Annotated in this window: 24 protein-coding genes; 14 read left to right on the top strand and 10 right to left on the bottom strand. The window is 69.5% G+C overall.

The annotated features are described in order from the left end of the window. Nucleotides 1-67 precede the first annotated feature (67 nt). From GGR66_RS13795 to GGR66_RS13780, 4 genes are all read left to right on the top strand, one after another. Nucleotides 68-1,402 (top strand): TRZ/ATZ family hydrolase, encoded by a 1,335-nt coding sequence (locus tag GGR66_RS13795; protein WP_184448614.1) that lies wholly within the window; start codon nucleotides 68-70, stop codon nucleotides 1,400-1,402. A 53-nt stretch (nucleotides 1,403-1,455) separates the two neighbouring features. After that, a complete protein-coding gene (ubiG, locus tag GGR66_RS13790; RefSeq protein WP_184448613.1) occupies nucleotides 1,456-2,175 on the top strand; it encodes a bifunctional 2-polyprenyl-6-hydroxyphenol methylase/3-demethylubiquinol 3-O-methyltransferase UbiG in 720 nt (239 codons plus the stop codon). A gap of 34 nt (nucleotides 2,176-2,209) precedes the next feature. Then, nucleotides 2,210-2,926: a phosphoglycolate phosphatase gene (locus tag GGR66_RS13785; RefSeq protein ID WP_184448612.1), complete on the top strand. Its 717-nt coding sequence runs from the start codon at nucleotides 2,210-2,212 to the stop codon at nucleotides 2,924-2,926. 193 nt (nucleotides 2,927-3,119) lie between these two features. Continuing rightward, nucleotides 3,120-3,824 (top strand): phytoene/squalene synthase family protein, encoded by a 705-nt coding sequence (locus GGR66_RS13780; RefSeq protein WP_160970309.1) that lies wholly within the window; start codon nucleotides 3,120-3,122, stop codon nucleotides 3,822-3,824. Nucleotides 3,825-3,851: 27 nt separating this feature from the next. Here the strand turns inward: GGR66_RS13780 and GGR66_RS13775 are convergent, their stop codons facing one another. Continuing rightward, entirely contained in the window at nucleotides 3,852-5,033 is a 1,182-nt protein-coding gene (locus GGR66_RS13775; protein WP_255421694.1) for a putative acyl-CoA thioester hydrolase, read from the bottom strand. A 412-nt stretch (nucleotides 5,034-5,445) separates the two neighbouring features. Here GGR66_RS13775 and GGR66_RS13770 point away from each other — a divergent pair, with 412 nt between their 5' ends. Together GGR66_RS13770 and GGR66_RS13765 are read left to right on the top strand one after the other, a co-directional pair. Beyond that, nucleotides 5,446-7,128, top strand: a complete 1,683-nt coding sequence (locus GGR66_RS13770; RefSeq protein ID WP_184448611.1) for a diguanylate cyclase — start codon at nucleotides 5,446-5,448, stop codon at nucleotides 7,126-7,128. Beyond that, a complete protein-coding gene (locus GGR66_RS13765; RefSeq protein WP_255421693.1) occupies nucleotides 7,125-8,081 on the top strand; it encodes a hypothetical protein in 957 nt (318 codons plus the stop codon). Before GGR66_RS13770 ends, GGR66_RS13765 begins: the two co-directional genes overlap by 4 nt. Before the next feature lie 725 nt (nucleotides 8,082-8,806). Here GGR66_RS13765 and GGR66_RS13760 read toward each other — a convergent pair. The 3 genes from GGR66_RS13760 to yidD are packed head-to-tail and all read right to left on the bottom strand — an operon-like array spanning nucleotide 8,807 to nucleotide 11,276. Beyond that, entirely contained in the window at nucleotides 8,807-9,670 is an 864-nt protein-coding gene (locus GGR66_RS13760) for a M23 family metallopeptidase (protein ID WP_184448610.1), read from the bottom strand. Beyond that, entirely contained in the window at nucleotides 9,670-11,004 is a 1,335-nt protein-coding gene (locus GGR66_RS13755; RefSeq protein WP_184448609.1) for a dihydroorotase, read from the bottom strand. Before GGR66_RS13755 ends, GGR66_RS13760 begins: the two co-directional genes overlap by 1 nt. Beyond that, nucleotides 11,004-11,276: a membrane protein insertion efficiency factor YidD gene (yidD, locus tag GGR66_RS13750; protein ID WP_184448608.1), complete on the bottom strand. Its 273-nt coding sequence runs from the start codon at nucleotides 11,274-11,276 to the stop codon at nucleotides 11,004-11,006. Before yidD ends, GGR66_RS13755 begins: the two co-directional genes overlap by 1 nt. Nucleotides 11,277-11,390: 114 nt before the next feature. Here yidD and dksA point away from each other — a divergent pair, with 114 nt between their 5' ends. Beyond that, nucleotides 11,391-12,521, top strand: coding sequence for an RNA polymerase-binding protein DksA (gene dksA, locus GGR66_RS13745; protein ID WP_184448607.1), 1,131 nt, complete (start codon nucleotides 11,391-11,393; stop codon nucleotides 12,519-12,521). 253 nt (nucleotides 12,522-12,774) lie between these two features. Here dksA and bamE read toward each other — a convergent pair whose 3' ends face one another. The 3 genes from bamE to GGR66_RS13730 form a co-directional block, all read right to left on the bottom strand. Further along, nucleotides 12,775-13,449, bottom strand: coding sequence for an outer membrane protein assembly factor BamE (gene bamE, locus GGR66_RS13740; RefSeq protein ID WP_184448606.1), 675 nt, complete (start codon nucleotides 13,447-13,449; stop codon nucleotides 12,775-12,777). 19 nt (nucleotides 13,450-13,468) lie between these two features. Further along, the gene (locus GGR66_RS13735) at nucleotides 13,469-13,642 is read right to left on the bottom strand and encodes a hypothetical protein (RefSeq protein WP_255421692.1); all 174 of its coding nucleotides are present in this window, start codon (nucleotides 13,640-13,642) and stop codon (nucleotides 13,469-13,471) included. A gap of 61 nt (nucleotides 13,643-13,703) precedes the next feature. Then, nucleotides 13,704-14,090 (bottom strand): hypothetical protein, encoded by a 387-nt coding sequence (locus GGR66_RS13730; protein ID WP_184448605.1) that lies wholly within the window; start codon nucleotides 14,088-14,090, stop codon nucleotides 13,704-13,706. 627 nt (nucleotides 14,091-14,717) lie between these two features. On the opposite strand from GGR66_RS13730, the gene GGR66_RS13725 reads away from it, so the two are divergent. Continuing rightward, nucleotides 14,718-15,794, top strand: coding sequence for an alpha/beta hydrolase (locus GGR66_RS13725; RefSeq protein WP_184448604.1), 1,077 nt, complete (start codon nucleotides 14,718-14,720; stop codon nucleotides 15,792-15,794). Nucleotides 15,795-15,926: 132 nt separating this feature from the next. Here the strand turns inward: GGR66_RS13725 and GGR66_RS13720 are convergent, their stop codons facing one another. From GGR66_RS13720 to cysS, 3 genes are all read right to left on the bottom strand, one after another. Continuing rightward, entirely contained in the window at nucleotides 15,927-17,174 is a 1,248-nt protein-coding gene (locus tag GGR66_RS13720) for an MFS transporter (protein WP_167087590.1), read from the bottom strand. Further along, on the bottom strand, nucleotides 17,171-17,611 hold the full coding sequence (locus GGR66_RS13715; protein WP_160970330.1) for a SufE family protein: 441 nt from the start codon (nucleotides 17,609-17,611) through the stop codon (nucleotides 17,171-17,173). Before GGR66_RS13715 ends, GGR66_RS13720 begins: the two co-directional genes overlap by 4 nt. A 190-nt stretch (nucleotides 17,612-17,801) precedes the next feature. Beyond that, a complete protein-coding gene (gene cysS / locus GGR66_RS13710; protein ID WP_160965189.1) occupies nucleotides 17,802-19,217 on the bottom strand; it encodes a cysteine--tRNA ligase in 1,416 nt (471 codons plus the stop codon). A 408-nt stretch (nucleotides 19,218-19,625) separates the two neighbouring features. On the opposite strand from cysS, the gene GGR66_RS13705 reads away from it, so the two are divergent. The 6 genes from GGR66_RS13705 (at nucleotide 19,626) to GGR66_RS13680 (ending at nucleotide 25,953) form a co-directional block, all read left to right on the top strand. After that, entirely contained in the window at nucleotides 19,626-20,159 is a 534-nt protein-coding gene (locus tag GGR66_RS13705; protein WP_184448753.1) for a hypothetical protein, read from the top strand. A gap of 297 nt (nucleotides 20,160-20,456) precedes the next feature. After that, a complete protein-coding gene (locus tag GGR66_RS13700) occupies nucleotides 20,457-21,482 on the top strand; it encodes an N-acetylornithine carbamoyltransferase (protein WP_184448603.1) in 1,026 nt (341 codons plus the stop codon). A gap of 72 nt (nucleotides 21,483-21,554) precedes the next feature. Further along, a complete protein-coding gene (locus tag GGR66_RS13695) occupies nucleotides 21,555-22,796 on the top strand; it encodes an argininosuccinate synthase (RefSeq protein ID WP_184448602.1) in 1,242 nt (413 codons plus the stop codon). 188 nt (nucleotides 22,797-22,984) lie between these two features. Beyond that, entirely contained in the window at nucleotides 22,985-23,437 is a 453-nt protein-coding gene (locus GGR66_RS13690) for a GNAT family N-acetyltransferase (RefSeq protein WP_184448601.1), read from the top strand. Nucleotides 23,438-23,443: 6 nt separating this feature from the next. Then, nucleotides 23,444-24,556, top strand: coding sequence for an acetylornithine deacetylase (locus GGR66_RS13685; RefSeq protein WP_184448600.1), 1,113 nt, complete (start codon nucleotides 23,444-23,446; stop codon nucleotides 24,554-24,556). An 80-nt stretch (nucleotides 24,557-24,636) separates the two neighbouring features. Then, nucleotides 24,637-25,953 (top strand): acetylglutamate kinase, encoded by a 1,317-nt coding sequence (locus GGR66_RS13680; RefSeq protein WP_184448599.1) that lies wholly within the window; start codon nucleotides 24,637-24,639, stop codon nucleotides 25,951-25,953. Nucleotides 25,954-25,970 lie beyond the last annotated feature (17 nt).

The raw sequence follows: 25,970 nt of genomic DNA, 5'->3' as shown, positions 1-25,970 counted from the left end.
CGCATCCTCCAGGCGCAGGCGGCGCCGGCACCCGTACCGTGATCCTTCCCTTTCCAGAGCATCTGCGATGACCTCCATTCCCGAATCCTGCGACCTGCTGATCGAAGCCGGCTACGTGGTCCCGATCGAGCCGCATGCGGTGGTGCTGGAAGACCACGCGGTGGCGGTGCGCGGCAGCGAGATCGTGGCGGTGCTGCCGACCGCCGAGGCACGCACGCGCTTCGCCGCCACGCGCACCGTCTCGCGCCCCGACGCGGCCCTGCTGCCGGGCCTGGTCAACGCGCACACCCACAACCCGATGACCCTGCTGCGCGGCATCGCCGACGACCTGCCGCTGATGGTGTGGCTGCAGCAGCACATCTGGCCGGTGGAGACCGCGGTGATCGGGCCGGAGTTCGTCGCCGACGGCACTGCGCTGGCGATCGCCGAGATGCTGCGCGGCGGCACCACCTGCGCCAACGAGAACTACTTCTTCGCCGACGTGCAGGCCGCGGTGTACAAGCAACACGGTTTCCGCGCCCGCGTCGGCACGGTGATCATCGATTTTCCGACCGCCTGGGCCAAGACCTCCGACGAATACTTCGCCCGCGCCTGCGAGGTGCACGACCAGTGGCGCGACGATCCGCTGGTCGGCATCGCCTTCGCTCCGCATGCGCCGTACACGGTCAACGACGCCAACTTCGAGCGGGTGCGGATGCTGTCCGACCAGCTCGAGGTGCCGGTGCACCTGCACACCCACGAGACCGCGCAGGAAATCGCCGACTCGCTCAAGCAGTACGGGCAGCGCCCGCTGGCGCGGCTGGACCGGCTGGGCCTGGTCAACGACCGCCTGATCGCGGTGCACATGACCCAGCTCACCGACGCCGAGATCCACCTGTGCGCCGAGCGCGGGGTCAGCGTGGTGCATTGCCCCGAATCCAACCTCAAGCTCGCCTCCGGGTTCTGCCCGGCCTGCGCGCTGCAGCGGGCGGGCGTGAACCTGGCGATCGGCACCGACGGCTGCGCCAGCAACAACGACCTGGACATGTTCAGCGAGAACCGCACCGCGGCGATCCTGGCCAAGGCCGTGGCCAACGACGCCACCGCGCTGGACGCGGCCAGCACGCTGCGCGCGGCCACCCTGGGCGGCGCGCGCGCGCTGGGCTTCGGCGAGAAGATCGGCTCGATCGAGCCGGGCAAGCAGGCCGACCTGATCTGCGTGGACCTGTCGGCGCTGGAGACCCAGCCGCTGCACAACGTGCTGTCGCAACTGGTGTACGCCACCGGCCGGCAGCAGGTCAGCGACGTGTGGATCGCCGGCCAGCCCAAGCTGAGCCAGCGCGTGCTGGTGGACATGGACGTCGACGCGCTGGTCGCCAATGCGCGGCAGTGGCGCGAACGCATCCGCAGCGTCCACGCCTGATCCGCTATGTTCGCCGTGCCGCACCGCGCGCGCGGCCCCAACGAGAGTTCGCCATGACCGCTTCCGCCGCCAACGCCTCCGCCAATTTCGATCAGGCCGAACTGGACAAGTTCGGCGCCCTGGCCACCCGCTGGTGGGATGCCGACGGCCCGCAGAAGCCGCTGCATGCACTCAATCCGGTGCGCCTGCGCTACGTCGCCGAGCGCCTGCCGCTGCGCGGCGCAGCGGTGCTGGACGTGGGCTGCGGCGGCGGCCTGCTCAGCGAGGCGCTGGCCAAGGAGGGCGCGCAGGTCACCGCGATCGACCTGGCGCCGGAGCTGATCAAGGTGGCGCGGCTGCATCAGTTCGAATCCGGGGTGGAGGTCGACTACCGCGTGCAGTCGGTCGAGGACCTGGCGGCGGCGCAGCCGGCCAGCTTCGATGCGATCACCTGCATGGAGATGCTCGAGCACGTGCCCGATCCGGCGGCGATCGTGCGCGCCTGCGCGACCCTGCTCAAGCCCGGCGGACAGCTGTTCCTGTCCACCCTCAACCGCACCCCGGCGGCGTTCGCCCTGGCCATCGTCGGTGCCGAGTACGTGGCGCGGCTGCTGCCCACCGGCACCCACCGCTACCAGGATTTCATCAAGCCGGCGGAACTGGCCGCCTGGTTGCGCCAGGCCGAGCTGCAGCTGCGCGACGTCAGCGGCCTGGCCTACGAGCCGTGGCGCAACCGCGCGCGGCTGTCCTCGCGCACCGAGGTCAATTACCTGGCGTGTGCGGGGAAGCCGTGATTCGGGAGCCGGGATTGGGGATTGGTAACGGCGGATGCGTGTGGGCGTGAAGTCCGCGGCGGGCGATACCCGGGCGCGCTTTCCGCAGGTGGTGCTGTTCGATCTGGATGGCACGCTGCTGGACAGCGCGCCGGATCTGCTGGCCGCGGCCAATACGGTACTGGCCGAGCACGGCCGTGCAGCGTTGACCCTGGCGCAGTTGCGGCCGGTGGTGTCCAAGGGCTCGCGGGCGATGCTCGGGGTCGCCTTCCCGGATCTGCCCGCCGCGCAGCGCGATGCGCTGATCCCGGCATTCCTGCGCCATTACGAGGCGCTGATCGGCCGCCATTCGCAGCCGTTCGACGGCATCGCCGGGTTGCTGCAGCGGCTGGAGGCTGCGGGCAGCGTGTGGGGCATCGTCACCAACAAGCCCGAGGCGCTGGCACGGTTGATCCTGCCGCAACTGCAGTGGGAGCAGCGCTGCGCGGTGCTGATCGGCGGCGACACGCTGCCCGAGCGCAAGCCGCATCCGCTGCCGCTGCAGGTCGCCGCGCAGCGCCTTGGCGTGGCGCCGCACGAGGTGGTCTACGTCGGCGACGACGAACGCGACATCCTTGCCGCACGCGCCGCCGGCATGGCCTCGGTCGCGGTGCTGTGGGGCTACCGGCTGGACGAGGACGATCCGCTGGCCTGGCGCGCCGATGCGATGGTCGCCACGCCCGCCGAGCTGTACGCCGCCGCGGCCTGGCCGGTCAGCGCAACCGCTCCCTGACGCCGGTGCCGTCGCTGCGTTGGCGACGCCGCCGCGCAGCGGCCGCGACCGTCGTGGCGCCGCCTGCACGCCGGCACCGCTCGGCATCCACCGGTCGCGCACGTAAACTGCGCGTTCTGCGCGACAACCGCGCTCACTCCCCCGTTGCGCGACGCCTTCGCTGCGCGCGCCTGACTCCGGATTCACCGATCGCATGAGCAGTTCGTCCGCCCTGGATGCCTTCCTCGACAAATGGCGCCGCCGCTGGCCGGAATGGGCCGTGGCCGAGGCCTTCGTGCCGGCGTCGCAGCGCGCCCGCACCGTGGCCTGGTTCGCCCTGCTGCAGGAGTTCGACGACATCCTCAACATCGCCGGCGATCCGCTGCCGGCCGACGCCAAGCTGGCCTGGTGGGGCGAGGAACTGCGCAGTTGGGCCGGGCAGCGTTCGCGGCATCCGCTGGGACGGGTGCTGGAGCCGGTGGCCGCGCCGTGGACGCAACTGGCCGAGGCCTTGCCGAGCCTGCCGCAGTCGCGCGCGGCCGCGGCCGACACCGCGCACGCACTGGAGCGGCTGGAGCCGTTCGCGCAGGCGGTGGTCGCGGTCGAGCGCGCGCTGTTCGAGGCCCCGGTCGAGGGCGCCGCGGTGCCGGTCGCGCTGCAGGTGCTGGCGCAGCGCCTGGTCGAGGCCGGCGCCGCCACCGCGCCGCTGGCGCTACGCGGCGGCGATGAGGCGCAGCAGCGCCAGCGCTGGGCGCAGGCGTTGCTGAAGCCATGGCCGCGCCGCGTGCGCGGGCCGCGCGCGCGACGCATCCTGTCGGCGCTGGCGCGTGCGCGGACGGCGCAGCAGGCAACCGCCACGCCCAAGCCGCCGGGACAGATGGCGACGCTGTGGCGCGCCTGGTGGGCCGGGCTGGGCTGAGCCCGGCCCACACCACGTCGCCTTGCCTCAGGGGGCGCTGCCGGCGCCGCTGTTGGCGTATTCGTAGAAGCGGTTGGCCGAGGTGCTGCAGCCACTGCTGCAGTACGGCCGGCCGATGGTCGAGGCGTTCCACGGCGCGCTCTTGCGGATGTGCCCACCCAGCACCGAATCGCGGATCACCACCTTGCCGTTGGGCGAGGTGCCGTCGACGTAGTTGGCCAGGCTGCCCACGCTCTCGTCCCAGGCCCGGCCCAGCCACACCGTGCCGCTGCCGGGAGTGCCGACCGCATCGAAGGTGCTGCCGATGGCCAGGAAGCCGTAGCTGCTGCCCGGGCGGGTGCTGGGCGCGAAGATCACGCCGCCGTCGGTGGCGCCGCGGCGGGCCGCGGTGTAGCGGATCGTGCTGCCGGCGAACACCGCCACGCCCGAGCCGAAGATGAAGTCGGTATCGCCCTCGATGGTGCCGCCCTTGAGGTACGCGCGGATCACCGTGTTGGCGCTGCCGGCGCTGACCAGCAGGGTGTCCTGATTGCCGGTCAGCACCACGTTCTCCAGCACCGCCTTGTCGCCGCGCAACGCCAGCGCCACCGCCGACTGGTTGCTGCCGCTGTAGGTACCCTCGACGTAGCTGTTGACGATCGCCAGGTTGCGCGCCTGGAACTGCGCGGCGCGCACGGTGACGGTGCCGCTGTCGGAGGTGCCGATGGTGCTGCTGGCGGCGTTGCTGGCGCAGGCATGAGTGGCGCTGCCGGTGGGCTTCGGCGTCGGGTTGGCGTTGCCGAAACGGATCGTGGTGCTGGCCGGGCTGCCGCCCAGCCCGAACAGGGTGAGCGGCGGCGCCGCGGCGGGGACGCAGACCACTTCGGTGTACGTGCCCGGTGCCACGCTGATGTAGCGGCGCATGCTGCCGCCGGCGGCGACCGCAGCGTCCACCGCGGCCTGCACGGTGCGGTAGCGGGTGCTGCCGTCGGCCGCCACGGCGTAGTCGGCCTTCAGCAGCGCGACCCCGGCGCTCGGATCCCAGTTGTCGGTGACCAGGGCGCCGATCGGGCCGGCCTGGGCCAGGTGGCGGGCGACGGTCTGGCTGGCCGCCTCGCTGCTGGTCAGTTGCGGGCGCGACGTGGTCCCGGTCAGGGCCGGCGCATCGGTGACGACCCCGGCCGCCAGGGCCAGGGTGGAGGAAAGCAGCAACCAGCGCGATACGGTCATGGGAAGCCTCCGCTCAAGGATAAGGGGCCGCGGCGACGCTTAAAATGATACCGGTGTCATCCGGTCGCCTGATCAGGCGTCGTCAGCGGACCGGCGATGGTAGGGGCGTTCGCGCGTCGATGCCGGCCGATGTCGCAGCCAGAGGCCGGTTGTGTCGTCTCCATCACGATCACTGATCCGCAGCACGTGCGGAGCGCCGGTTGGTGTGGGCGTGGAGGGCGATTCCCAGGGCAAAACGCGACGGCTACCGGCGTTCCAGACCCCTCGGTGGGAGACGGCCGCCGCACTGCGGCATGGATCTGCGCGCCGTGTGCCGACCCCACGTTGTGGTGTGACGGGGTCGTGAATTTGGATACGAACGGCGTCGCGGCTTGCGTTACGCTCGACGCCGATCCCACTTGGAACCCGTCGATTGAAGCGCCTGTGCCGTTGGTGCTGCCTGTTGCTGTGCCTGGGGATGGTCGGGTCGGCGCTGGGGCAGGAACTGTTGTTGCAACGGCTGGCCGCCGACCCTCCGGCGCCGGAGGTGGTGGCGGGGCGCCACGATGCCGCGTTCGCCGATGCCGGCCATGGCGCGACCCTGTACGAGCGCAGCAAGCAGCCCACCTGGTGGCGCATCCGCGCCGATCGCGCGATCGGCAGCGCGGGCCAACCGCAGCTGGTGCTGCAGTCGCCGTACCTGACCCGGGTCGAGGCCTGGGTGCCGGGACGCACCGCGCCGACCCGGCACGCGATCTACGGTGCCGACGCCGACCTGCGCTACTCGACCCGCGCCCTGGTGATCGCCTTGCCGCAGGGGCTGCCGCGTGGCGCCTCGATCTGGCTGCGGGTGCATGCGCCGGCGGCGATGCCGATGCCGGTGGGCATCGTGCCGCTGGCGCAGGTGCAGCGCGAGGACCTGCACTACGTCGGCTGGCGCGCCTTCATCCTCGGCTCGACCGCGGTGCTGGCGATCCTGGCGATCGCGTTGTGGGCGCGCCTGCGCGAACCGATCTACGGGTACTTCACCGCCAACGTGATGTGCGTGCTGCTGTACCTGCTCGGCCTCGGCGGCGAGGCGCGCGCCGTGCCCGGCCTTGCCAGCGTGTTCGCGTCCTCGCCGACGCCGATGCGCATCGTCGCCGCGCTCGGCGGCTTCTTCATCATCACCTTCCAGCGCAGGCAATTGGAGATGCACCGGCAACTGCCACGGCTGAACCGGGTGCTGCGGCTGTGTGCGCTGTTCCTGCTCGGCATCGCCATGGCCTGCCTGGTGTCGGAGTCGGTGGTGCTGAGTCTGCTGGGCAATGTCGGGCTGATCGTCGGCGCGGCCCTGCTGCTGCCGTGCTGCCTGCTGCTGGCCCTGCGCGGGCAACGCTACGCCTGGCCGCTGCTGGCCTCGTGGACGCCGCTGTGGATGCTGTGCGTGCTGCGCTGCCTGGAACTGACCGGTTGGCTGCACCTGGATCTGGCTGCGCCGCTGCTGGCGCACGGCATCAGCCTGGCGCTGGCGATCTCCTGCCTGCTGGTCACCTTCGGCCTGGCCGAGCAGATGCTGGAGCTGCGTCGCGATCGCGACCGCGTCAGCCGCATGGCGACGGTGGACGAACTCACCGGCATGCTCACCCGCGCCGCGCTGCAGCAGCGCCTGGCCGAGGCGCTGCAGGACGCCGCGCGCAGCGAGCGGCCGTTGGCGCTGGCCTACATCGACATCGACCACTTCAAGCGCATCAACGACATCCACGGCCACGCCGGCGGCGACGCCTGCCTGCGCTGGGTCGCTGCGTGCGCGCGTGCGCGCCTGCGCAGCACCGACACGCTCGGCCGCCAGGGCGGCGACGAGATGCTGCTGTTGATGCCCGGCGCCACGCTGGAGGCCGCGCGGCGCGTGGCCGAGGACATCCGCCAGCACGTCGCCGCGCAGCCGCTGCCGCGCGAAGGCCAGGCGCTGTCATGCACGCTGAGCGTCGGCGTGGCGCAATGGCAGCACGGCGAGAGCGTCGCGGCGCTGCTGCAGCGCGCCGATGCCGCGCTGTACGCCAGCAAGGCCGCCGGCCGCAACCGCGTCAGCGTGTCCTCCACCCACCGCGTCACCCACCAGGAGCCCCAGCCATGACTGCACAGCCCGCTTTGCCCGCGTTCGCTCCCGATCAGTTGCAGGTCGGCGACATCCTGTTGCAACTGGGCTGCGGCCCGGTGTCCGAACTGATCGCCTGGTGCGGCGACAGCATCTACAGCCATGCCGCGATCGTCGCCGACCAGGGCGATCTGATCGAGGCGGCGGCCAGCGGCGTGCGCCGCTATCCGCTGTCGCAGCGGCTGACCGACACCACCAACTACCTCATCATCGACGCCTACCGGCCGCTCAGCTACGCCTGCCTGGCGCTGGACGACGCCGACCGCGCCAGCGTGCTGGCCAAGGCGCAATCGCTGCTGGGCGTTCCGTATCCGCTGGACAGCCTGGCCACGCTGGGCGTGCTGGTCGCCATCCGCGGCAAGTGGCCGCAGCACTGGCTGGCGCGGATCGTGGTGCGCGAGGCGCTGGACCACCTGGTCCGCGACAACCCCTCGCACATGGTGTGCAGCGAGGTGGTGTACCGCGCGCTGGCCGAATGCGACGCGACACCGCCGGGCCGGCTGGCACCGCAGATCGTGCTCAGCGGGCCCACCCACATGCCGTTCCCGGACCTGGACTGGAAGGCGCTATGGGAGGAAGTGTGGCAACTGCTGCATCCGCACCGGCAGCAGGTCCTGGGCGACGTGGCGCAGCGCCTGGCGGCGGTGGAGGGCGCACCGGCCAGCCTGGCCGCCTCGGCGCTGACCACGGTCACGGACGAGGATCTGCTGAACGGTGCCAACGCGGTCCGCGCCGGGCTGGGCCTGCCGCCGCTGCCGCCGGTCACCGACCAGGTGGAAGACAACGGCAGTCTGCTGCGGGAAGCCGGCGAAGAGGCGCCGGGAACGCCGTTGCCGCATCCCAATCCCAAGCTGGTGATGCCGCTGGACCTGGCCAACAGCCCATCGCATGTCGTGCTGGGGCGCCTGCTGCAGGCGACCACACCGGCGTAGCGGCAAGGCTCCAAGCCAGCGCATTGCGCGAGGCTGCGCGCGCGCCCATCCGCCCCTGCGGGGGACCTTTCCCACAAAAGGCGGCCGTGGTCCGGACGGGAGAAAGAGGGCCGTGGTCCCAGCGGGAGAAGGAACGGCAGCAAGCCCCTCTCCCACCGGGAGAGGGGTTGGGGTGAGGGTACGGCCTCGCGCGACACCGCCCGTCCCGCTCCCGCGGCCATTCGAACAAACGCCGGCGCGCCTCTCCGCTGCCGCTTGCGTTCCTGCGCCGAGACGCGCCGCCCAGCCGCTGCGCGACGCGGATGCCGCGCAGCGTTCCGATGTGGGAGCGACTTCAGGACGACGTCCCTAGCAACGCGTCGCGGCTCGGCACGATCTATCGTCGCGAATGAACATGCCGCTGTACGTCACTGCACCTGATGAACGCGCCGCCGCGCGCCAGTGAACCTGATACATCAGCGCTTCAAGGCTGCTTCGTGCGCTCCAGCACCAGCAACGGGTCGATGCGCACATCGAACCGCGCCAAGCGAAGGCGTCGGATGCGCAAAGGAGGAACGCGCCGCCGCGCGCCAGCGCAACTGACGCGCCCGCGCTTCAGGGCTGTTTCGTGCGCTCCAGCACCAGCAACGGGTCGATGCGCAAATCGAACCGCGCCAAGCGAAGGCGTCGGATGCGCAGATGAGGAACGCGCCGCCGCGCGCCAGCGCAACTGACGCGCCTGCGCTTTAGGGTTGCTTCGTCCGCTCCAACACCAGCAATGGGTCGATCCGTACGTCGAACCAATTCATCCCCCAATGCAGATGCGGCCCGGTCGCACGACCCGTGGCGCCGACGGCGCCGATGACCTGGCCCTGGGCGATGCGGTCGCCGACTTTCACGTCGATCTGCGACAGGTGCAGGAAGTTGGAGCTGACGCCGTAGCCGTGATCCAGCAGCACGGTGCCGCCGGTCAGGTACAGGTCGGGAGCAGCGAAGGTGACGATGCCGGCCGCCGGGGCCTTGACCGGAGTGCCGGTGGGCACGGCGATGTCCATGCCGGAATGCCCGGCGCCAGGCTGGCCGTTGTAGACCCGGGCATTGCCGAAACGGCCGCTGATGCGGCCCTGTACCGGCCAGATGAAGGGCGCGGCGAAATCGGTGCGCGGGTCGTCGCGGTCGCGCGCGGCGGTGACCTGGGCCTGTTCGCGCTTGATCCGCTCGGCGATCGCCGGCGGCGGATTCACCGTCTTCGGCGGCACCCCATTGACCTGTTCCAGCGGCCAGTCGCGCGGCGTCACCGCAATCTCGACGGTTTCGCTGCCGCCGTCCGGGCGCTGCACGGCGATGCGCAGCGGACCGCGCTCGTCGCGGCCGATGCCGAACACCACGCTGCCGTAGTCGCTGACCCGCAGGGTGCGTCCGGCGTACTGCACGCGGCTGCCGGGCGCCACCTTGCCGATCACCAGTGCGCCCTGCGAGGCGCTGCGCGGGAACACGCTGCGCGCCTCGGCGCCGGCCGCGGCCGGCGTCTGCGCGTGCAGCGCCGGGGCGAGCGGTGCGGTCAGCAGGACCAGCGCCAGTGCGGCGCCGGACACCAGGGCGACGCGCATCAGCGGTCGAACGCCAGGCGCTGCCCGTTGGGGCTGCCGACCAGGCGGGTCCCGTCCCAGGCCAGCACGCCGTTGACCCAGGTCGCGGCGATCTTGGAGCGGAAGCTGCGGCCTTCGAACGGCGACCAGCCGCACTTGGACAGCACGTCCTCGCGGCGCACGGTGAACGCGGTGTCGTCGATCAGCACCAGGTCGGCGTGGTAACCCTCGCGCAGGAAGCCGCGTTCGTGCACGTCGAACAGCAGCGCCGGCGCATGCGCGAACTTGTGCACCACCTGGGCCACGCTGAGCCGGCCCTCGTGGACCAGTTCCAGCGCCGCGACCAGTGCGTACTGCACCAGCGGCAGGCCGGACGGGGCCTGCGCATACGGCTTGCTCTTCTCTTCCCAGGTGTGCGGCGCGTGGTCGGTGGCGAGCACGTCGATCACGTCCTCGGCGATCGCGCGGATCAGCGCTTCGCGGTCGCTGGCGTCCTTGATCGCCGGGTTGCACTTGATCAGGTTGCCGAGCGTGGCGTAGTCGGCGCGGTCGAAGCGCAGGAAGTGGATGCAGGTTTCGGCGGTGATGCGCTTGCCCTGGATCGGGCCGGGCGTGAACAGCGCCAGCTCGTCGGCGGTGGAGATATGCAGCACGTGCAGGCGGGTGCCGTGCTTCTTCGCCAGCGACACCGCCAACTGCGAGGACTTCAGGCAGGCTTCGCGCGAGCGGATGTCCGGGTGCATGTCCGGGGTCAGCGCCTCGCCATATTTTTCCTTGAACGCGGCCAGGGTCGCGTCGATGGTCGGGGTGTCTTCGCAATGGGTGATGATCGGCGTCGGCGCGTCGCGGAAGATCGCGTCCAGGGTCTGCGGGTTGTCGACCAGCATGTTGCCGGTGGAGGCGCCCATGAACACCTTGATGCCGGGCGCGGTCTTCGGGTCCAGGGTCTGGATCGCGGCCAGGTTGTCGTTGCTGGCGCCCAGGTAGAAGCCGTAGTTGCCCCAGGCGCGGCCGTGCGCGGCGTCGTACTTGGCCTGCAGTGCGGCGGCGTCGAGCGTGGGCGGATTGGTGTTGGGCATGTCCATGAAGCTGGTCAGGCCGCCAGCCACCGCCGCGGCCGATTCGCTGGCGATGTCGCCCTTGTGGGTCAGGCCGGGTTCGCGGAAGTGCACCTGGTCGTCGATCATGCCGGGCAGCAGCCAGCGTCCGGCGGCGTCGACCACGGTCTCGCCCTCGCGCGCGGCCAGCTGCGGGGCGATCGCGGCGATGCGGCCGTCGGCGATGCGCAGGTCGCCCTGGGTTTCGCGGCCTTCGTTGACCAGGCGCGCGTTGACGATCAGTGTGGAAGCGGACATCAGTGTTTTCCTTGGCAGCGGCAGGGTGGCGGCGCCGTGGGGTCGGGCACCGGGTCGAACCCGCCAGGATGGAAGGGGTGGCAGCGGCCGACGCGGCGGGCGGCCATCCAGCCGCCGCGCAATGCGCCGAAACGGGCGATGGCGGTCACCGCATACGCCGAGCAACTGGGCACGAAACGGCAGCGCGGCCCCAGCAGCGGGCTGATGAAGCGCTGGTACAGGTGCAGCAAGGCGATGAGAGCGCGGGCGATCACGCCACCATGATATGCCACTGTGCTCGACTAGGCGGGTCGCTCGGCGTATACGCCGCGTTGTTGCCGCGGGGGGTAGGGTAGGCTATAAAGGCCCGCTTTCCCGGGCCCCGGGAAGACCAAGGAAGAGCGTTCGTGGCTGCTAAAAAACCTGCAAAGAAGGCCGTCCAGGCCGCCAAGAAGCCTGCCAAGCCCGTCGCCAAGAAAGCGACGGTGTCCGCCGCCAGCAAACCGCTGAAGAAAGCCGCGCCTGCGAAGTCGGCAGCCAAGGTCGCGCCGGCCAAATCGGCCAGCAAGGCTGTGGCCAAGAAGCCGGCGGCCAAGCCCGTGGCGGCGGCGTCGGCCAAGTCCGCTCCTGCCAAGAAGGCCCCGGCCAAGAAGGCGCCCGCCAAGCCAGTCGCACCGGCCAAGGTCGCGACCAAGCCTGTGCCCGCCGCCAAGCCGGCAGCGAAGACGCCCGCGGCCAAGCCTGGCGCCAAGGTTGCGGCCGCTCCTGCCAAATCCAAACCGGCCACCGCTTCCGTCGCACCTGCGGTGGCCACCTCCGTACCGAAGTCGGCCTCCAAGCCGGCTGCGGCCAAGCCTGTCCCGGTCAAGCCCGCCGCGGCCGCTGCAGCACCGGCTCCCAAGCCCGTTGCCGCCAAGCCCGCCGCGTCGTCGACCCCGCCACAAAAGAATCCCGTGTCCGTTTCGAAATCCTCCGCGAAAACCCCCACCAAGTCCGAATCCACCCCGAAGGCCCCGGTCGCCAAGCCCACCGGCAAGGTCGCGGTGGCCGTGACCGCCAAGTCCAACACCCCGGCCAAGCCGGCCAAGTACAAGGTGGTCGAGTACAAGACCGACGAGGCCACCGGCCGTCCGATCCTGCCCAAGGGCTACAAGCCGGCGGCGGACGAGGAGTACATGAGCGCGCTGCAGCAGGAGTACTTCCGCCAGCGTCTGCTCACCTGGCGCGCCGACCTGGTCGAGGAATCCAAGCAGACCATCGAGAACCTGCGCGACGAAGTCCGCGACATCGGCGACGAGGCCGAGCGCGCCACCCGCGAGACCGAGAACTCGCTGGAACTGCGGACCCGCGACCGCTACCGCAAGCTGATCGGCAAGATCGACAGCACGCTCAAGCGTCTGGACGCCGGCGACTACGGCTACTGCGTGGACACCGGCGAAGAGATCGGCCTGGAGCGCCTGGAAGCGCGCCTGACCGCCGAGCGCACCATCGATGCGCAGGAGCGTTGGGAGCACCTGCAGAAGCAGCAGGGCGACTGAGTCCTCACCGTTTCGGTGTGTCGAGGCAAGGCCCCGCTCGCGCGGGGCTTTGCGTTTTACGGCACTGCCGGTCCAGGCGTTGCACGCCCCGGCTCGTGCCGCATGCCCCGGACGCGATGCCGCCGCGGGAAGCCGGTACTCGCAGGGTCGGTGCGCGATGCTCGGCCTGGGCCAATCCTGCTGCTGGGGCCACCTGCGGCTGCGTGGATGCTGCGTCGAGGCGGCCATACCTCAGCATGAGCGGCGGCGCCCTTCAGCGCACCCCGTTGACCAGCCCGCTTTGCGTCTCCTTGCTCAGTTGCAAGCCGGGCAGGGCGAAGCTGTCCAGGTCCTGCTTGGTGGCTGCGATGTCCAGCCCGACGAGAGCCGAGGTGTCCGGATCGACCTCCAGGCCCAGCGGCATCGCCGCGAACTGCACGTAGTCGCGGCTGGCGTTCCATTGCGGCTGGCCGCCGATCGCCTGCAGCACGCGATCGACGTGCGTGCCGACCGGCTGGCCGAGCAGATCGAACGGCAATGGCGCGCCGGGGGTGGCGGAGGCGATCGCGTTGACCACCCGGTCGTGGCGAAAGCGCACCGCCAGCTGGCTGTAGGCGAGGGCGGCGGCTGGCCGCGGTTGCTGCGCCAACTGCGCATCGAATCCGCGCGGATACAGATACACCACACTGAGCGTGTCCGGATGCGCCGTATCGCGGCGGGTGATGTCCGGCTGGCCCAGCGCGGCCAGGACCTGTTGCCTGCGCATGCCGAGCGCGACCGGGCCGAGACGTGTGCATGAGGGGGGCAGGGTGGCGGCGCTGCTGGTGCCTGCAAAAACCTGATGCAGCGCGTGCGTGCAGGCCGCCGCATCGCGGCCGGCGGCATGGACCCGCGAGAAGGCTAGACCGAGAGCGAGCAGGCCGCACAGCGAAAGAAGCCGGGGTGCCATGAGCAATCTCCGTAACGGGTCATGTGTGGCGAAGACGGGAGCGCTCCCGTCCCCGCCACAGGGTGAGTTGGTTGCCGTGCCAGCCTTCGCGGTGCCCGTAGGCGGTGATGAACGCGTCGTGCTGGTCGCTGCTCAATGAGCCCCATTGAGCGGACGGGTTCAGGCCCGAATGGGCGGTGATGGTGGCGATCATCACGAAGATTGCATTCTCGCCACCGCGTGTTGCGCCGGCGTCGTAGGCACCTGCGCGGCGGTTACATCCGTCGCGTCGTCGTTGCTCCCTCGCTGGAGCACACCAAGGTCAGTTCCTGGCGACGTACCGTCCAATGCGACGGCGAGTCGATCGTCCCGGTCGCACGGACGTGATAGGCGGGACAGTCCGCATCTTCCTCCGGGTTGTTCTTGATGTCGCAGTTGCCTTCGATCAGGAAGGACTTGGCGCCATCGGCGCCGGTGCGTGCAAATTTCAGTGCAGGGCAGCCCCCGAATAGCCTCGATAGCACGATGTCGTTCTTCAGCACATAGGCGATCGCCTGTTCGCCGTCTGCAGGGGAAGGGGCTTGCTTCGCCTGCAAGGATCCTGGCACGGCAATGGCGAACGCCAATGCCATGCCGATACTTGGTAACCAGAAGGACTTCATGCGCAGAGCTCCGATAGGGGGTTGTGTGTCGGGCTGGCGGCGCCGGCCCGGGAGAGGATGGGAGGGAGTGCCTGCAGCGACATCACAACGGCGGCGATGTCGAGTGCGACGCAGGTCCAGGCCTGGGTCGAGAGCGGCGTTGCCAGTCGTAACGTTCCCAGCCACGCCTGGCTTCGGGCGTCCACTGCCTCGTCCCGGGAAAGCGAACGTTCCATTCGGTTGATTCCATCCGTGTTTCATATGGGGGGCTGCGCTCGACGCGCACCCATTTCAAAAAGCGGTTTGAGCTTTATCGCTGAAGATAATCTCCAGTGCTTCTTTCGTCTTCCTTTCCTTTTTTGTTTTCTGTCTTTTCTGCAAAGTGCGCTCTCAGGATGGCGATGAAAAGCGCGGATCCAGCCTGGAAACGTTGCGGCTTTCGCTCAAGTTGCGGTTTCTTCGGTGCCGGTCGAAGGCTTTAAATGTGCCTGTCATGGCGGTGTCGCATAATGAAATGCGTGGTATGTCGCCATGTCACCTCTGACAATCCATGTCGTTGCTTGAAAATTATTTCCATGTCGTATCCAGGGTTGGATCGAGAACGGAGTGCCGTCCTTGAGCCGCAATGCCGAATTGGCCGGCCTAGACATGCGCAGACGTCGTCGTTGGCGTTTGCCCATCTTGATCGCCTTGTTATTGCTGGCGGTCATTGCGCTGGGGCCGCGGGTCAGTGTGGCCCTGCCGCAGGTGGCGGCGCCGGCGGTACCGCAGGATCCGCTGGCGCTGCAGGCCTGGATCGATGCGCGCGAGCGCACCACGCCCGGGGTGCGTCCGGATAACCAGGCGCGCATCGTGTGGGCCGATCCGGCGCATCCGGGGCGACGCGCCTGCGCCATGGTCTATCTGCATGGCTTCACCGCCAGCCAGGGCGAGGGCGCACCCACGCATGTGCGGCTGGCGCGCAGCTTCGGCTGCAATCTGTATCTGCCGCGCCTGCCCGGGCACGGGCTGGTCGCGGCCGATGCGCTACGCGGCGTCGATGCCGGGCGCTTGCTCGCCGGCGCCGCCGAGGCGCTGGCGGTGACCCGGGTATTGGGCGACCGGGTGGTGGTGATCGGCAATTCGATGGGCGGTGCGTTGGCGCTGCAGGCGGTGGCGGCGAATCCGCGGCAGGTGCGGGCGCTGGTGTTGTGGTCGCCGCTGGTGCGCGAGTACGGCGATCAGTTGCAGCCGATGCTGTGGCCGTGGGGCGCGCAGTTGCTGGCGTGGACGCACAACGGCGGCGATCCGATCCTGCGCTATCCGGTCGACAGCGCCTACTGGGCCGATGCCACCCACCTGGACGGCTATCGCGCGCTGGCCGCGCTGACCCGCGGCGGCATGCAGCCGGCGACCTATGCGCGGATCCATGTGCCGGTGTTCCTCGGCTACTACTACCGCGATCCGCAGCACCAGGACCGCACGGTATCGGTGGCGGCACTGCAGGCGATGTTCAAGGAGCTGGGGACACCACCGGCCTTGCGCCAGGCGGTGGATTTTCCCGGGGCGGACAACCACGTGCTGGCCTCGCCGATCCGCTCGCGTGCGGTGCCGGCGGTGTTCGCCGCCACCTGCCGGTTCCTGGCGGGGCGGGGCGGTCTGCCGCAGCCGGCCGGCGTGCCGGATTGCGCGCATGCCTGGGCCGACGACGAGGCGCAGGCGCATGCCGTGGCGGCCGCGCACTGAGCGCGGTCGTTGCAGCGAGCCGAAAGAGGTTGGGCGGAGTGCAGGCAGCAATACCGCCGTGCGCGAAGCGCGGTGGGGCGGGGCCGTCACTGCGCGCACTCGGCGACGACGTAGGTACGCCGTCCGCAGAGCCTATTGCAGGTCGCGCAGATCCAGATTGCGCAGTTTGGGCGCCTTCCAACTGGTAACGCCGACCACGCCCAGGGTCACGCAGCCGCCCAGGACCACCGCCGGCACCAGCCCGATCAGCCGCGCCATCACGCCGTCGTAGAACGCGCCCAGTTCGTTTGACGAGCCGATGAAGATGCCATTGATCGAAGACACGCGGCCGCGCATCGCGTCCGGCGTGGCCAGCTGCAGGATGGTCGAGCGCACGATCACCGAGACGCCGTCGCACATGCCGTAGGCCAGCAGGATCGCCGCCGACAGCCAGAAATGGCGCGACAGGCCGAAGGCGATGGTGCACAGGCCGAAGCCGGCCACTGCCAGCAGCAGTACGCGTCCGGCATTGCGCTGCAGCGGGTGCCGCGCCAGCCACACGCCCACCAGGATCGAGCCCAGTGCCGGTGCGCCGCGCAGGATGCCCAGGCCCTCGGGGCCGTAGTGCAGGATGTCGTGGATGAAGGCCGGCAGCATCGAGACCGCGCCGCCGAGCAGCACCGAGAACATGTCCAGGGCCATCGCGCCGAGCATGATCTGGTTGGAGAACACGAACTGCGCGCCTTCGGCGATGCTGCGGAAGATCGGTGCGCGCGGGCCTTCGTGCACCGGCTCGGCGACGCGCAGCAGCCACAGCGCGGCCAGCGCCGCGGTGGAGGCGCCGATGGCGGTGCCGTAGGCCAGGCTCTTGCCGCCCCAGCCGACCAGCAGGCCGCCCAACGCCGGGCCGATCACCATGCCGGCCTGGAACGCGACGCTGCCGACGCTGGCGCCGCGCGCATAGGCCTCGCGGGGCAGGACGCGGGCGAACAGGGCGTTGTACACGGGCGACAGGAACGCGCGCGCGGCGCCGGTCAGCGCGATCGCCGCATAGATCGGCCACACCCCCTGCGCGGACAGCCAGCCGCGGCTCACCGCCAGCAGCACCGCGGCGGTGGCGATCAGGCCGACGCTGGCGAGCATGCCGAGGTAGCGTCGCGGCAGGTGGTCGACCAGGTAGCCGGCGAACGGGGCGATGCAGAAGAACGGCAGGATCTCGGCCAGCCCGATCAGGCCAAGCGAGAACGGATCGCGGGTGATCTCGTAGATGTGCCAGCCGACCGTGACCGCGACGATCTGGTAGGACAGCATCGCCAGGATGCGATAGGCCAGCACCAGGGCGAAGCCTGGGTGCGCCAGCAGCGTGCGCAGGGTCTGCGGGGTGGGCAGGGGCGCGCTCATGCCTGCTGGGCGCGCGCAGTGTCCTGGATGAAGGCCAGCAGCGCGGCCAGGCCGTTGCTGCGGGTCGGCGACAGATGCTTGCCCAGGCCGATGGCGGCGACGAAATCCGGCGCGGTGGCGAGGATGTCCGCGGCGCTGCGTCCGGAGTAGACCCGTAGTGCCAGGTAGATCAGCCCGGAGACGATCGCCGAGTCGCTGATCGCATGGAACACCAGGCGCTCGGCATTGCCCTCGGGCACGATCCACACCATCGACTGGCAGCCGTGCAGGCGATGCTCCTCGGTCTTCCAGTGCTCGGGGAAGGCAGGCAGCTTGCGTCCCAGGTCGATCAGGTACTGGTAGCGCTCGGACCAGTCGCCGAAGAAGCCGAATTCCTCGGCGATGGCGGCCTGGGCCTCGGCGGGCGTGGGTTCGAGCGGGAAGTCGGTGTCGGTCATCAGCAATCCAAGATCAAGCGATGTAAAGCCCCTCTCCCTCCGGGAGAGGGGTTGGGGTGAGGGTACGGGCGCAGCCTCGCGAACTGTCTATGCGAGTCGCTTCGCGCCGTACCCTCATCCGGCGCTGCGCGCCACCTTCTCCCGGAGGGAGAAGGGAATAGCCGTGCTCCCTTCTTTTACGAGGGCGCGGTTACCCACGCTTCCAGCGTACGCCCTGGGGCGTGTCCTCCAGGACAATGCCGGCGTCGGCCAGTTCCTGGCGGATGGCGTCGGCGCGGGCGAAGTCGCGGGCTTTCTTGGCGTCGCTGCGTGCGTCGATCAGCGCCTGGATGCGGGCGTCGTCGTCGCTGCCGGCACCCTGGAACCAGACCTGCGGATCCTGCTGCAGCAGGCCCAGGGCCAGGCCGGCGCCGAGCAGTCGGCTCTTGGCCTGGCGCAGCGTGTCCGCACGTTGCGCGGCATCGGCGGGATCGGGGCCGCCGGCCGGCGCCGCATCGCGCAGCGCCTGCCGCGCCTGTGTCGCCAGGCTCGACAGTACCGACAGCGCCAGCGGCGTGTTGAGGTCGTCGTCGAGGGCCTGCTCGATCTCGGCCGGAATGACAGCCTCGGCGTCGATGGCCTGCAGGTCGCGCAGCGTCCCGTACAGGCCGTCGAGCCGGGCGACCTGGGCCTGGATCAGGGCGTCCGACCAGTCCAGCGGCTGCCGGTAGTGCGCGCTCAGCAGTGCGCAGCGCAGCGCTTCGGGCCGATGCCGGGCGATCAGGTCGTGCACCGTCTCGATGTTGCCCAGCGACTTGCTCATCTTGGCGCCGCTGAAGGTCAGCATGCCGTTGTGCAGCCAGACGCGGGCGAAGGTGGCGCCACCGTGGGCGCACTCGCTCTGCGCGATCTCGTTCTCGTGGTGCGGAAACTGCAGGTCGACGCCGCCGGCATGGATGTCGATGGTCTCGCCCAGGTGCGCGGCGGCCATCGCCGAGCATTCGATGTGCCAGCCGGGGCGGCCGCGTCCCCACGGCGAGTCCCAGCCCGGCAGGTCATCGCTGGAAGGCTTCCACAGCACGAAGTCGCCCGGGTCGCGCTTGTACGGGGCCACCTCGACACGGGCGCCGGCCAGCATCTCCTCCGGGTCGCGCCGCGACAGCTTGCCGTAGTCGGCGAAGCTGGCCACCGCGAACAGCACGTGGCCCTCGGCGGCATAGGCATGGCCGCCGGCGATCAGCCGCTCGATCATCGCCACGATGTGCGGGATGTGCGCGGTCGCCGCCGGCTCGATGTCCGGCGGGGTCACCCCCAGCGCGGCCATGTCCTGCCGGTAGATGGCGGCGAAGCGGTCGGTGATGGTGGAGATCGGCACGCCTTGCGCCTGCGCGGCGGCGTTGATCTTGTCGTCCACGTCGGTGATGTTGCGGGCGTAGCGCAGCTTGCCGTAGCGGCGCCGCAGCAGCGCCGCCAGCACGTCGAACACCACCGGGCCGCGGGCATTGCCGATATGCGCGAAGTTGTAGACGGTGGGGCCGCAGACGTAGAGCGTCGGTCCAGCCACCGGATCGAGCGGTTCGAAGGCATCGACCCGGCGGGTCAGGTTGTTGTGCAGGCGCAGGCTCATCGGCATCGGCGGTGGGGAAACCGCTCGATTCTACCGGCAGCGGCCCCGAGGCGGGTCATCCGCCCCCCGGGCGCACCGGGCGGCAGGTGTGCGTGCCGATGGCAAGGAAACCGGAAGAAGCAGCCGTCTGTGCACGCGTGCGCGATGACGCGGCCATGGCGCGCGCCACCGCGGCGCTCCGGGTTGGACTGGCAGCCGCAGCCTGGCACCGCGCGGCATGAACTGACGACCGCTCAGGCGTTGCACCACACCATGCCGGCCGCGCGCCTGCCAAGCCCGGCGCGGCGGACTCGGGGATGGGGTGGCATGCCCTCGACGAGGTCGGTGCACGGCCGTCGGCTTGCGTTCAGCCCGACGCAAGCCGCCATGCCTACACTCAGAGGTCTGCCCTTGCGAAGCCTGCTGCCGATGCGTCCGATCCCGTTGTTGCCGCTGGTCGGCATCCTTGCCTGCGCCGTCGCGCCGGCCTGGGCGCAGGACTCCGAGGCGCGCAACCGGGTGGTGGTGATCGAGAACGTCAAGCTGGACTACGCCCAGGTGCTGAACGTGGAGCCGGTCTACCAGACCCTGCGCGCCACCCGTACCGAGCAGCAATGCGATCCGGCCCCCGCGCCGGCCCCGGCGGCGCCGGCGCCCAAGCCGGCCGAGGACGACAGCCGCTTGAACCGGCTGATGGATTCGGTGAAGGACATCTTCAGCCGCCGCCACGAGGAACCGGCACAGCAGGCGGCCGCGCCGGCTGCGGCACCGGCGGGCGGACGCAACTGCCGGATGGTCGAGGTCGGCCGCGAGTTCCGCCGGCCCATCGCCTACGACGTGGACTATGTCTACAAGGGCACCAAGTACCGCTCGCGGCTGCCCGAGGATCCGGGCAACCGGCTGCGCATCCGCGTCTCGGTGGCGCCGTACGTGCCCGACGCGGTGGTGGTGCCGCCGCGCTGAGCGCCGCGCGCGCTTGCGCCTGTGGCGTGCGCGTGCGAGGATGCGCGCCGATGAAAGCGAACCTGCCCCAGCACGATCTCAGCGCCGCACGCATGGCCTCGGGCATGACGTCGCGCGCGCGTCGACCGGAATCCCACATTCTCGCTGGGTAACCGGAGCGTCGTGCCGTTCGTTCTGAAAACCCAGCCCGAGGCTGGGTTTTTTCGTTTTCATCGGCCGGAAAAGTTTCACCCGTAAAGAACCAGGCTGTAGACCCCCCGCGCGTCCCGCGTCCCCACCGCTGCAAAGGATCGACCGATGTCTCTGAAGCACTTCTTGAACACCCAGGACTGGAGCCGCGCCGAACTGGACGCGCTGCTGACCCAGGCGGCGCTGTTCAAGCGTAACCGCCTCGGCAGCGAGCTGAAGGGCAAGTCGATCGCACTGGTGTTCTTCAATCCGTCCATGCGTACCCGCACCAGCTTCGAGCTGGGCGCGTTCCAGCTGGGTGGCCACGCGGTGGTGCTGCAGCCGGGCAAGGACGCATGGCCGATCGAGTTCGACCTGGGCACGGTGATGGACGGCGACACCGAAGAGCACATCGCCGAGGTGGCGCGGGTGCTGGGCCGGTACGTCGACCTGATCGGCGTGCGCGCGTTCCCGAAGTTCGTCGACTGGGCCAAGGACCGCGAAGATCTGGTGTTGAAGAGCTTCGCCAAGTACTCGCCGGTGCCGGTGATCAACATGGAGACCATCACCCATCCGTGCCAGGAGCTGGCGCACGCGCTGGCGCTGCAGGAACACTTCGGTACCCGCGACCTGCGCGGCAAGAAGTACGTGCTGACCTGGACCTACCATCCCAAGCCGCTGAACACCGCGGTGGCCAATTCCGCGCTGACCATCGCCACCCGCCTGGGCATGGACGTGACCCTGCTGTGCCCGACCCCGGACTACGTGCTCGACGAGCGCTACATGGGCTGGGCCGCGCAGAACGTGGAAGAGAGCGGCGGTTCGCTGATCGTCAGCCACGACATCGACAGCGCCTACGCCGGCGCCGACGTGGTCTACGCCAAGAGCTGGGGCGCGCTGCCGTTCTTCGGCAACTGGGGTCCGGAGAAGCCGATCCGCGACCAGTACCAGCACTTCATCGTCGACGAGCGCAAGATGGCCCTGACCAACAACGGCGTGTTCTCGCACTGCCTGCCGCTGCGCCGCAACGTCAAGGCCACCGACGCGGTGATGGATTCGCCCAACTGCATCGCCATCGACGAGGCCGAGAACCGTCTGCATGTGCAGAAGGCGATCATGGCGGCGCTGGCCGGCCAGGGCCGCCGGGATTCGTGATTCGGGATTGGGGAGTCGCAACGGCGACTCCCTTCCTGCTCTTAATTTAGTCAACCGCAGAGAGACGCCCCCATGTCGCAGCACCCCGCTTCCACCAATCCCGACTCCCCAATCCCGACTCCCGGCACCAAGGACATCGTCCTCGCCTTTTCCGGCGGCCTCGACACCAGCTTCTGCATTCCCTACCTGCAGGCCAAGGGCTATGCGGTGCACACCGTGTTCGCCGACACCGGCGGCGTGGACGCCGAGGAGCGCGACTTCATCGAGAAGCGCGCCGCGGAGCTGGGGGCGGCCAGCCACGTCACCGTCGACGGCGGCCCGGCGATCTGGGCCGGCTTCGTCAAGCCGTTCGTGTGGGCCGGCGAGGGCTACCAGGGCCAGTATCCGCTGCTGGTGTCGGACCGCTACCTGATCGTCGATGCCGCGCTCAAGCGCGCCGAGGAACTGGGCACCAAGGTCATCGCCCACGGCTGTACCGGCATGGGCAACGACCAGGTGCGCTTCGACCTGGCGGTCAAGGCGCTGGGCGACTACGAGATCGTCGCGCCGATCCGCGAAATCCAGAAGGAACACACCCAGACCCGCGCTTACGAGCAGAAGTACCTGGAAGAGCGCGGCTTCGGCGTGCGTGCCAAGCAGCAGGCCTACACCATCAACGAGAACCTGCTCGGCCTGACCATGTCCGGCGGCGAGATCGATCGCTGGGAAGCGCCGGGCGAGGGCGCCCGCGGCTGGTGCGCGCCGCGCAGCGCGTGGCCGACCGAGCCGCTGACGGTGAAGCTGAAGTTCGTGCAGGGCGAGGCGGTCGAACTCGACGGCAAGGCGCTGCCGGGCGAACAGATCCTGGCCAAGCTCAACAAGCTGTTCGCGCCCTACGGCGTGGGCCGCGGCGTGTACACCGGCGACACCGTGATCGGCCTGAAGGGCCGCATCGTGTTCGAGGCGCCGGGCCTGGTGGCGCTGCTGGCCGCGCACCGCGCGCTGGAGGACGCGGTGCTGACCAAGCAGCAGAACCGCTTCAAGCCGGACGTGGCGCGCAAGTGGGTGGAGCTGGTCTACGAGGGCTTCTACCACGACCCGCTGAAGACCGACCTGGAAGCCTTCCTGAAGTCGTCGCAGGCGATGGTCAACGGCGAAGTGACGCTGGAGACCCGTGGCGGTCGTGTCGACGCGGTGGCGGTGAAGTCGCCGCACCTGCTCAACGCCAAGGGCGCCACCTACGCGCAGTCGGCGGACTGGGGCGTGGCCGAGGCCGAGGGCTTCATCAAGTTGTTCGGGATGAGCTCCACGCTGTACGCCCAGGTCAATCGCTGACGCTTTGAAAAGCCCCTCTCCCCTCGGGAGAGGGGTTGGGGTGAGGGTACGAGCGAAGCCTCGCAATCGTCGGCTGCGCGTTGCGCCTGTCCCTTTACCTCGCTGGCGCGATTCGCCAGGCTTCGCCCTTACCCTCATCCGCCCCCTTCGGGGGCACCTTCTCCCGGTGGGAGAAGGGGGCCACTGCGATGGAACCCATGCACGCACTACGCATCAGCACCGACAAGCAGGAACTGGATCTGCCGCTGATCCATCGCTTCCTCAGCGAGCAGGCCTATTGGTGCCTGGGCATCCCGCTGAACACGGTGCAGCGGGCGATCGCAGGTTCGTTGTGCTTCGGCGGCTATGTCGAGGGTGCAGGGCAGGTGGCGTTCGCCCGAGCGATCACCGACGGGGCGACGTTTGCCTATCTGGCCGACGTGTTCGTGCTCGACGCCTACCGTGGCCGCGGCTACGGCAAGCAACTGGTCGCCGCGATCATGGCCCACCCGCAGTTGCAGGGCCTGCGCCGCTTCATGCTCGCCACCTCCGATGCGCATGCGCTCTACGCCCAATACGGCTTCGCCGCGCCGGCGCGGCCGCAGTCGTTGATGGAAATCGCCTATCCCGACCTCTACCGCACCAGCACCACGGCGGCCTGACCCACCATGACCGATCTGCTCACCTCCACGCTCGATCACCTGCAGGCGCTGGTGTCCTTCGACACCCGCAATCCGCCGCGGGCGATCGGTACCGATGGCATCTTCGACTACCTCCGTGCGCAGCTGCCCGGCTTCGCGGTGGAGGTGATCGACCACGGCGCCGGCGCGGTCAGCCTGTACGCGGTGCGCGGCACGCCCAGGTACCTGTTCAACGTGCATCTGGACACGGTGCCGGATTCGCCGCACTGGAGCGCCGATCCGCACGTGATGCGGCGCCTGGACGATCGCGTGGTCGGATTGGGCGTGTGCGACATCAAGGGCGCGGCGGCGGCGCTGCTGGCCGCGGCCAATGCCGGCGACGGCGATGCCGCGTTTCTGTTCTCCAGCGACGAGGAAGCCAACGACCCGCGCTGCATCGCCGCGTTCCTGGCCCGCGGCATCGCCTACGAGGCGGTGCTGGTGGCCGAGCCGACCATGAGCGAGGCAGTGCTTGCGCATCGTGGCATCAGTTCGGTGCTGATGCGCTTCGCTGGCCGCGCCGGCCACGCCTCGGGCAAGCAGGACGCCGCAGCCAGCGCGCTGCATCAGGCGATGCGCTGGGGCGGCCGTGCGCTGGACCATGTGGAGTCGCTGGCGCACGCGCGTTTCGGCGGGTTGACCGGGCTGCGCTTCAACATCGGCCGTGTCGAGGGCGGGATCAAGGCCAACATGATCGCGCCGTCGGCGGAACTGCGCTTCGGTTTCCGGCCGCTGCCGTCGATGGACGTGGACGCCTTGCTGGCGACCTTCGCCGGTTTCGCCGAGCCGGCCGCGGCGCACTTCGAAGAGACGTTCCGTGGTCCCAGCCTGCCGTCGGGCGCGGCTTCTGACTGGAATGGCGCGCGCGCCGAGGACAAGCGCCTGGCCGCGCGCGACGTCGCCGATGCGCTGGAGCTGCCGATCGGCAACGCGGTGGACTTCTGGACCGAGGCCTCGCTGTTCTCCGCCGGCGGCTACACCGCGCTGGTCTACGGCCCGGGCGACATCGCCCAGGCGCATACCGCCGACGAATTCGTGACGCTGGAGCAACTGCAGCGCTACGCCGACTCGGTGCACCGCATCATCAACGGCGCGCGCTGAGCCGCGCGCCTTTCCCACGTCGCCCGGACCGATCCCGCGATCGCGTTCACCCTGGATTCCTTCGGACACCGCCCCCCGCCATGCACGCCAACCGCCAAACCCGCCAGACCATCGTGCGCCTGCTCTCGAGCATGGCCAGCGCGAAGGAGATCAGCCAGTACCTCAAGCGCTTCTCGCAACTGGACGCCAAGCGCTTCGCCGTGGTCAAGGTCGGTGGCGCGGTGCTGCGCGACGACCTGGAGGCGCTGACCTCTTCGCTGTCGTTCCTGCAGGAAGTGGGCTTGACCCCGATCGTGCTGCACGGCGCCGGCCCGCAGCTGGACGCGGAGTTGTCCGCCGCCGGCATCGACAAGCAGACCGTCAACGGCCTGCGGGTGACCTCGCCGGAAGCGCTGGCGATCGTGCGCCGGGTGTTCCAGGCCTCCAACCTCAAGCTGGTCGAGGCGCTGCAGCAGAACGGCGCGCGCGCCACTTCGATCACCGGCGGCGTGTTCGAGGCGCAGTACCTGGATCGCGACACCTACGGGCTGGTCGGCGAAGTCACCGCGGTGAACCTGGCGCCGATCGAGGCCAGCCTGCAGGCCGGCTCCATCCCGGTCATCACCAGCCTGGGCGAGACCCCCAGCGGGCAGATCCTCAACATCAACGCCGATTTCGCCGCCAACGAATTGGTGCAGGAGCTGCAGCCGTACAAGATCATCTTCCTCACCGGCACCGGCGGCCTGCTCGACGAGCGCGGCACGGTGATCGATTCGATCAACCTGTCCACCGAGTACGACCACCTGATCGCGCAGCCGTGGATCCATGGCGGCATGAAGGTGAAGATCGAGCAGATCAAGGATCTGCTGGACCGGCTGCCGCTGGAGTCGTCGGTGTCGATCACGCGCCCGGCCGACCTGGCCAAGGAACTGTTCACCCATAAGGGCTCGGGCACCCTGGTGCGGCGTGGCGAGAAGGTGCTGCGCGCCACGGCGTGGAGCGAGCTGGACCTGCCGCGGCTGAAGACCCTGATCGAATCCAGCTTCGGCCGTACCCTGGTGCCGGACTATTTCGACACCACCAAGCTGCTGCGCGCCTACGTCAGCGAGAACTACCGCACTGCGGTGATCCTGACCGACGAGGGCGGCTACACCTACCTGGACAAGTTCGCGGTGCTCGACGACGCGCAGGGCGAGGGCCTGGGCCGCGCGGTGTGGAACGTGATGCGCGAAGAAACGCCGCAGCTGTTCTGGCGTTCGCGCCACAACAACCAGGTCAACATCTTCTACTACGCCGAGTCCGACGGCTGCTTCAAGCAGGAGAAGTGGAAGGTGTTCTGGTACGGGTTGGACACCTTCGAGCAGATCCAGCACTGCGTGGCGCATTGCGCCACGCGCACGCCGACCCTGCAGGGTTGAGCGGCCCCATCATCTAG

It is taken from the genome of Xanthomonas sp. 3498, assembly GCF_014199795.1.
Lineage (GTDB): Bacteria > Pseudomonadota > Gammaproteobacteria > Xanthomonadales > Xanthomonadaceae > Xanthomonas_A > Xanthomonas_A rydalmerensis.
Note: the sequence above shows the minus strand (reverse complement) of the source record. Positions and strands in the feature narration are given on the sequence as shown.

Excerpts from the sequence above, each read along its gene's own strand:
- GGR66_RS13795 (WP_184448614.1), top strand. The coding sequence starts at position 68 with ATGACCTCCATTCCCGAATCCTGCGACCTGCTGATCGAAGCCGGCTAC.
- ubiG (WP_184448613.1), top strand. The coding sequence starts at position 1,456 with ATGACCGCTTCCGCCGCCAACGCCTCCGCCAATTTCGATCAGGCCGAA.
- GGR66_RS13785 (WP_184448612.1), top strand. The coding sequence starts at position 2,210 with ATGCGTGTGGGCGTGAAGTCCGCGGCGGGCGATACCCGGGCGCGCTTT.
- GGR66_RS13780 (WP_160970309.1), top strand. The coding sequence starts at position 3,120 with ATGAGCAGTTCGTCCGCCCTGGATGCCTTCCTCGACAAATGGCGCCGC.
- GGR66_RS13775 (WP_255421694.1), bottom strand. The coding sequence starts at position 5,033 with ATGACCGTATCGCGCTGGTTGCTGCTTTCCTCCACCCTGGCCCTGGCG.
- GGR66_RS13765 (WP_255421693.1), top strand. The coding sequence starts at position 7,125 with ATGACTGCACAGCCCGCTTTGCCCGCGTTCGCTCCCGATCAGTTGCAG.
- GGR66_RS13760 (WP_184448610.1), bottom strand. The coding sequence starts at position 9,670 with ATGCGCGTCGCCCTGGTGTCCGGCGCCGCACTGGCGCTGGTCCTGCTG.
- GGR66_RS13755 (WP_184448609.1), bottom strand. The coding sequence starts at position 11,004 with ATGTCCGCTTCCACACTGATCGTCAACGCGCGCCTGGTCAACGAAGGC.
- bamE (WP_184448606.1), bottom strand. The coding sequence starts at position 13,449 with ATGGCACCCCGGCTTCTTTCGCTGTGCGGCCTGCTCGCTCTCGGTCTA.
- GGR66_RS13735 (WP_255421692.1), bottom strand. The coding sequence starts at position 13,642 with ATGATCGCCACCATCACCGCCCATTCGGGCCTGAACCCGTCCGCTCAA.
- GGR66_RS13730 (WP_184448605.1), bottom strand. The coding sequence starts at position 14,090 with ATGAAGTCCTTCTGGTTACCAAGTATCGGCATGGCATTGGCGTTCGCC.
- GGR66_RS13725 (WP_184448604.1), top strand. The coding sequence starts at position 14,718 with ATGCGCAGACGTCGTCGTTGGCGTTTGCCCATCTTGATCGCCTTGTTA.
- GGR66_RS13720 (WP_167087590.1), bottom strand. The coding sequence starts at position 17,174 with ATGAGCGCGCCCCTGCCCACCCCGCAGACCCTGCGCACGCTGCTGGCG.
- GGR66_RS13715 (WP_160970330.1), bottom strand. The coding sequence starts at position 17,611 with ATGACCGACACCGACTTCCCGCTCGAACCCACGCCCGCCGAGGCCCAG.
- cysS (WP_160965189.1), bottom strand. The coding sequence starts at position 19,217 with ATGAGCCTGCGCCTGCACAACAACCTGACCCGCCGGGTCGATGCCTTC.
- GGR66_RS13705 (WP_184448753.1), top strand. The coding sequence starts at position 19,626 with ATGCGTCCGATCCCGTTGTTGCCGCTGGTCGGCATCCTTGCCTGCGCC.
- GGR66_RS13700 (WP_184448603.1), top strand. The coding sequence starts at position 20,457 with ATGTCTCTGAAGCACTTCTTGAACACCCAGGACTGGAGCCGCGCCGAA.
- GGR66_RS13695 (WP_184448602.1), top strand. The coding sequence starts at position 21,555 with ATGTCGCAGCACCCCGCTTCCACCAATCCCGACTCCCCAATCCCGACT.
- GGR66_RS13690 (WP_184448601.1), top strand. The coding sequence starts at position 22,985 with ATGGAACCCATGCACGCACTACGCATCAGCACCGACAAGCAGGAACTG.
- GGR66_RS13685 (WP_184448600.1), top strand. The coding sequence starts at position 23,444 with ATGACCGATCTGCTCACCTCCACGCTCGATCACCTGCAGGCGCTGGTG.
- GGR66_RS13680 (WP_184448599.1), top strand. The coding sequence starts at position 24,637 with ATGCACGCCAACCGCCAAACCCGCCAGACCATCGTGCGCCTGCTCTCG.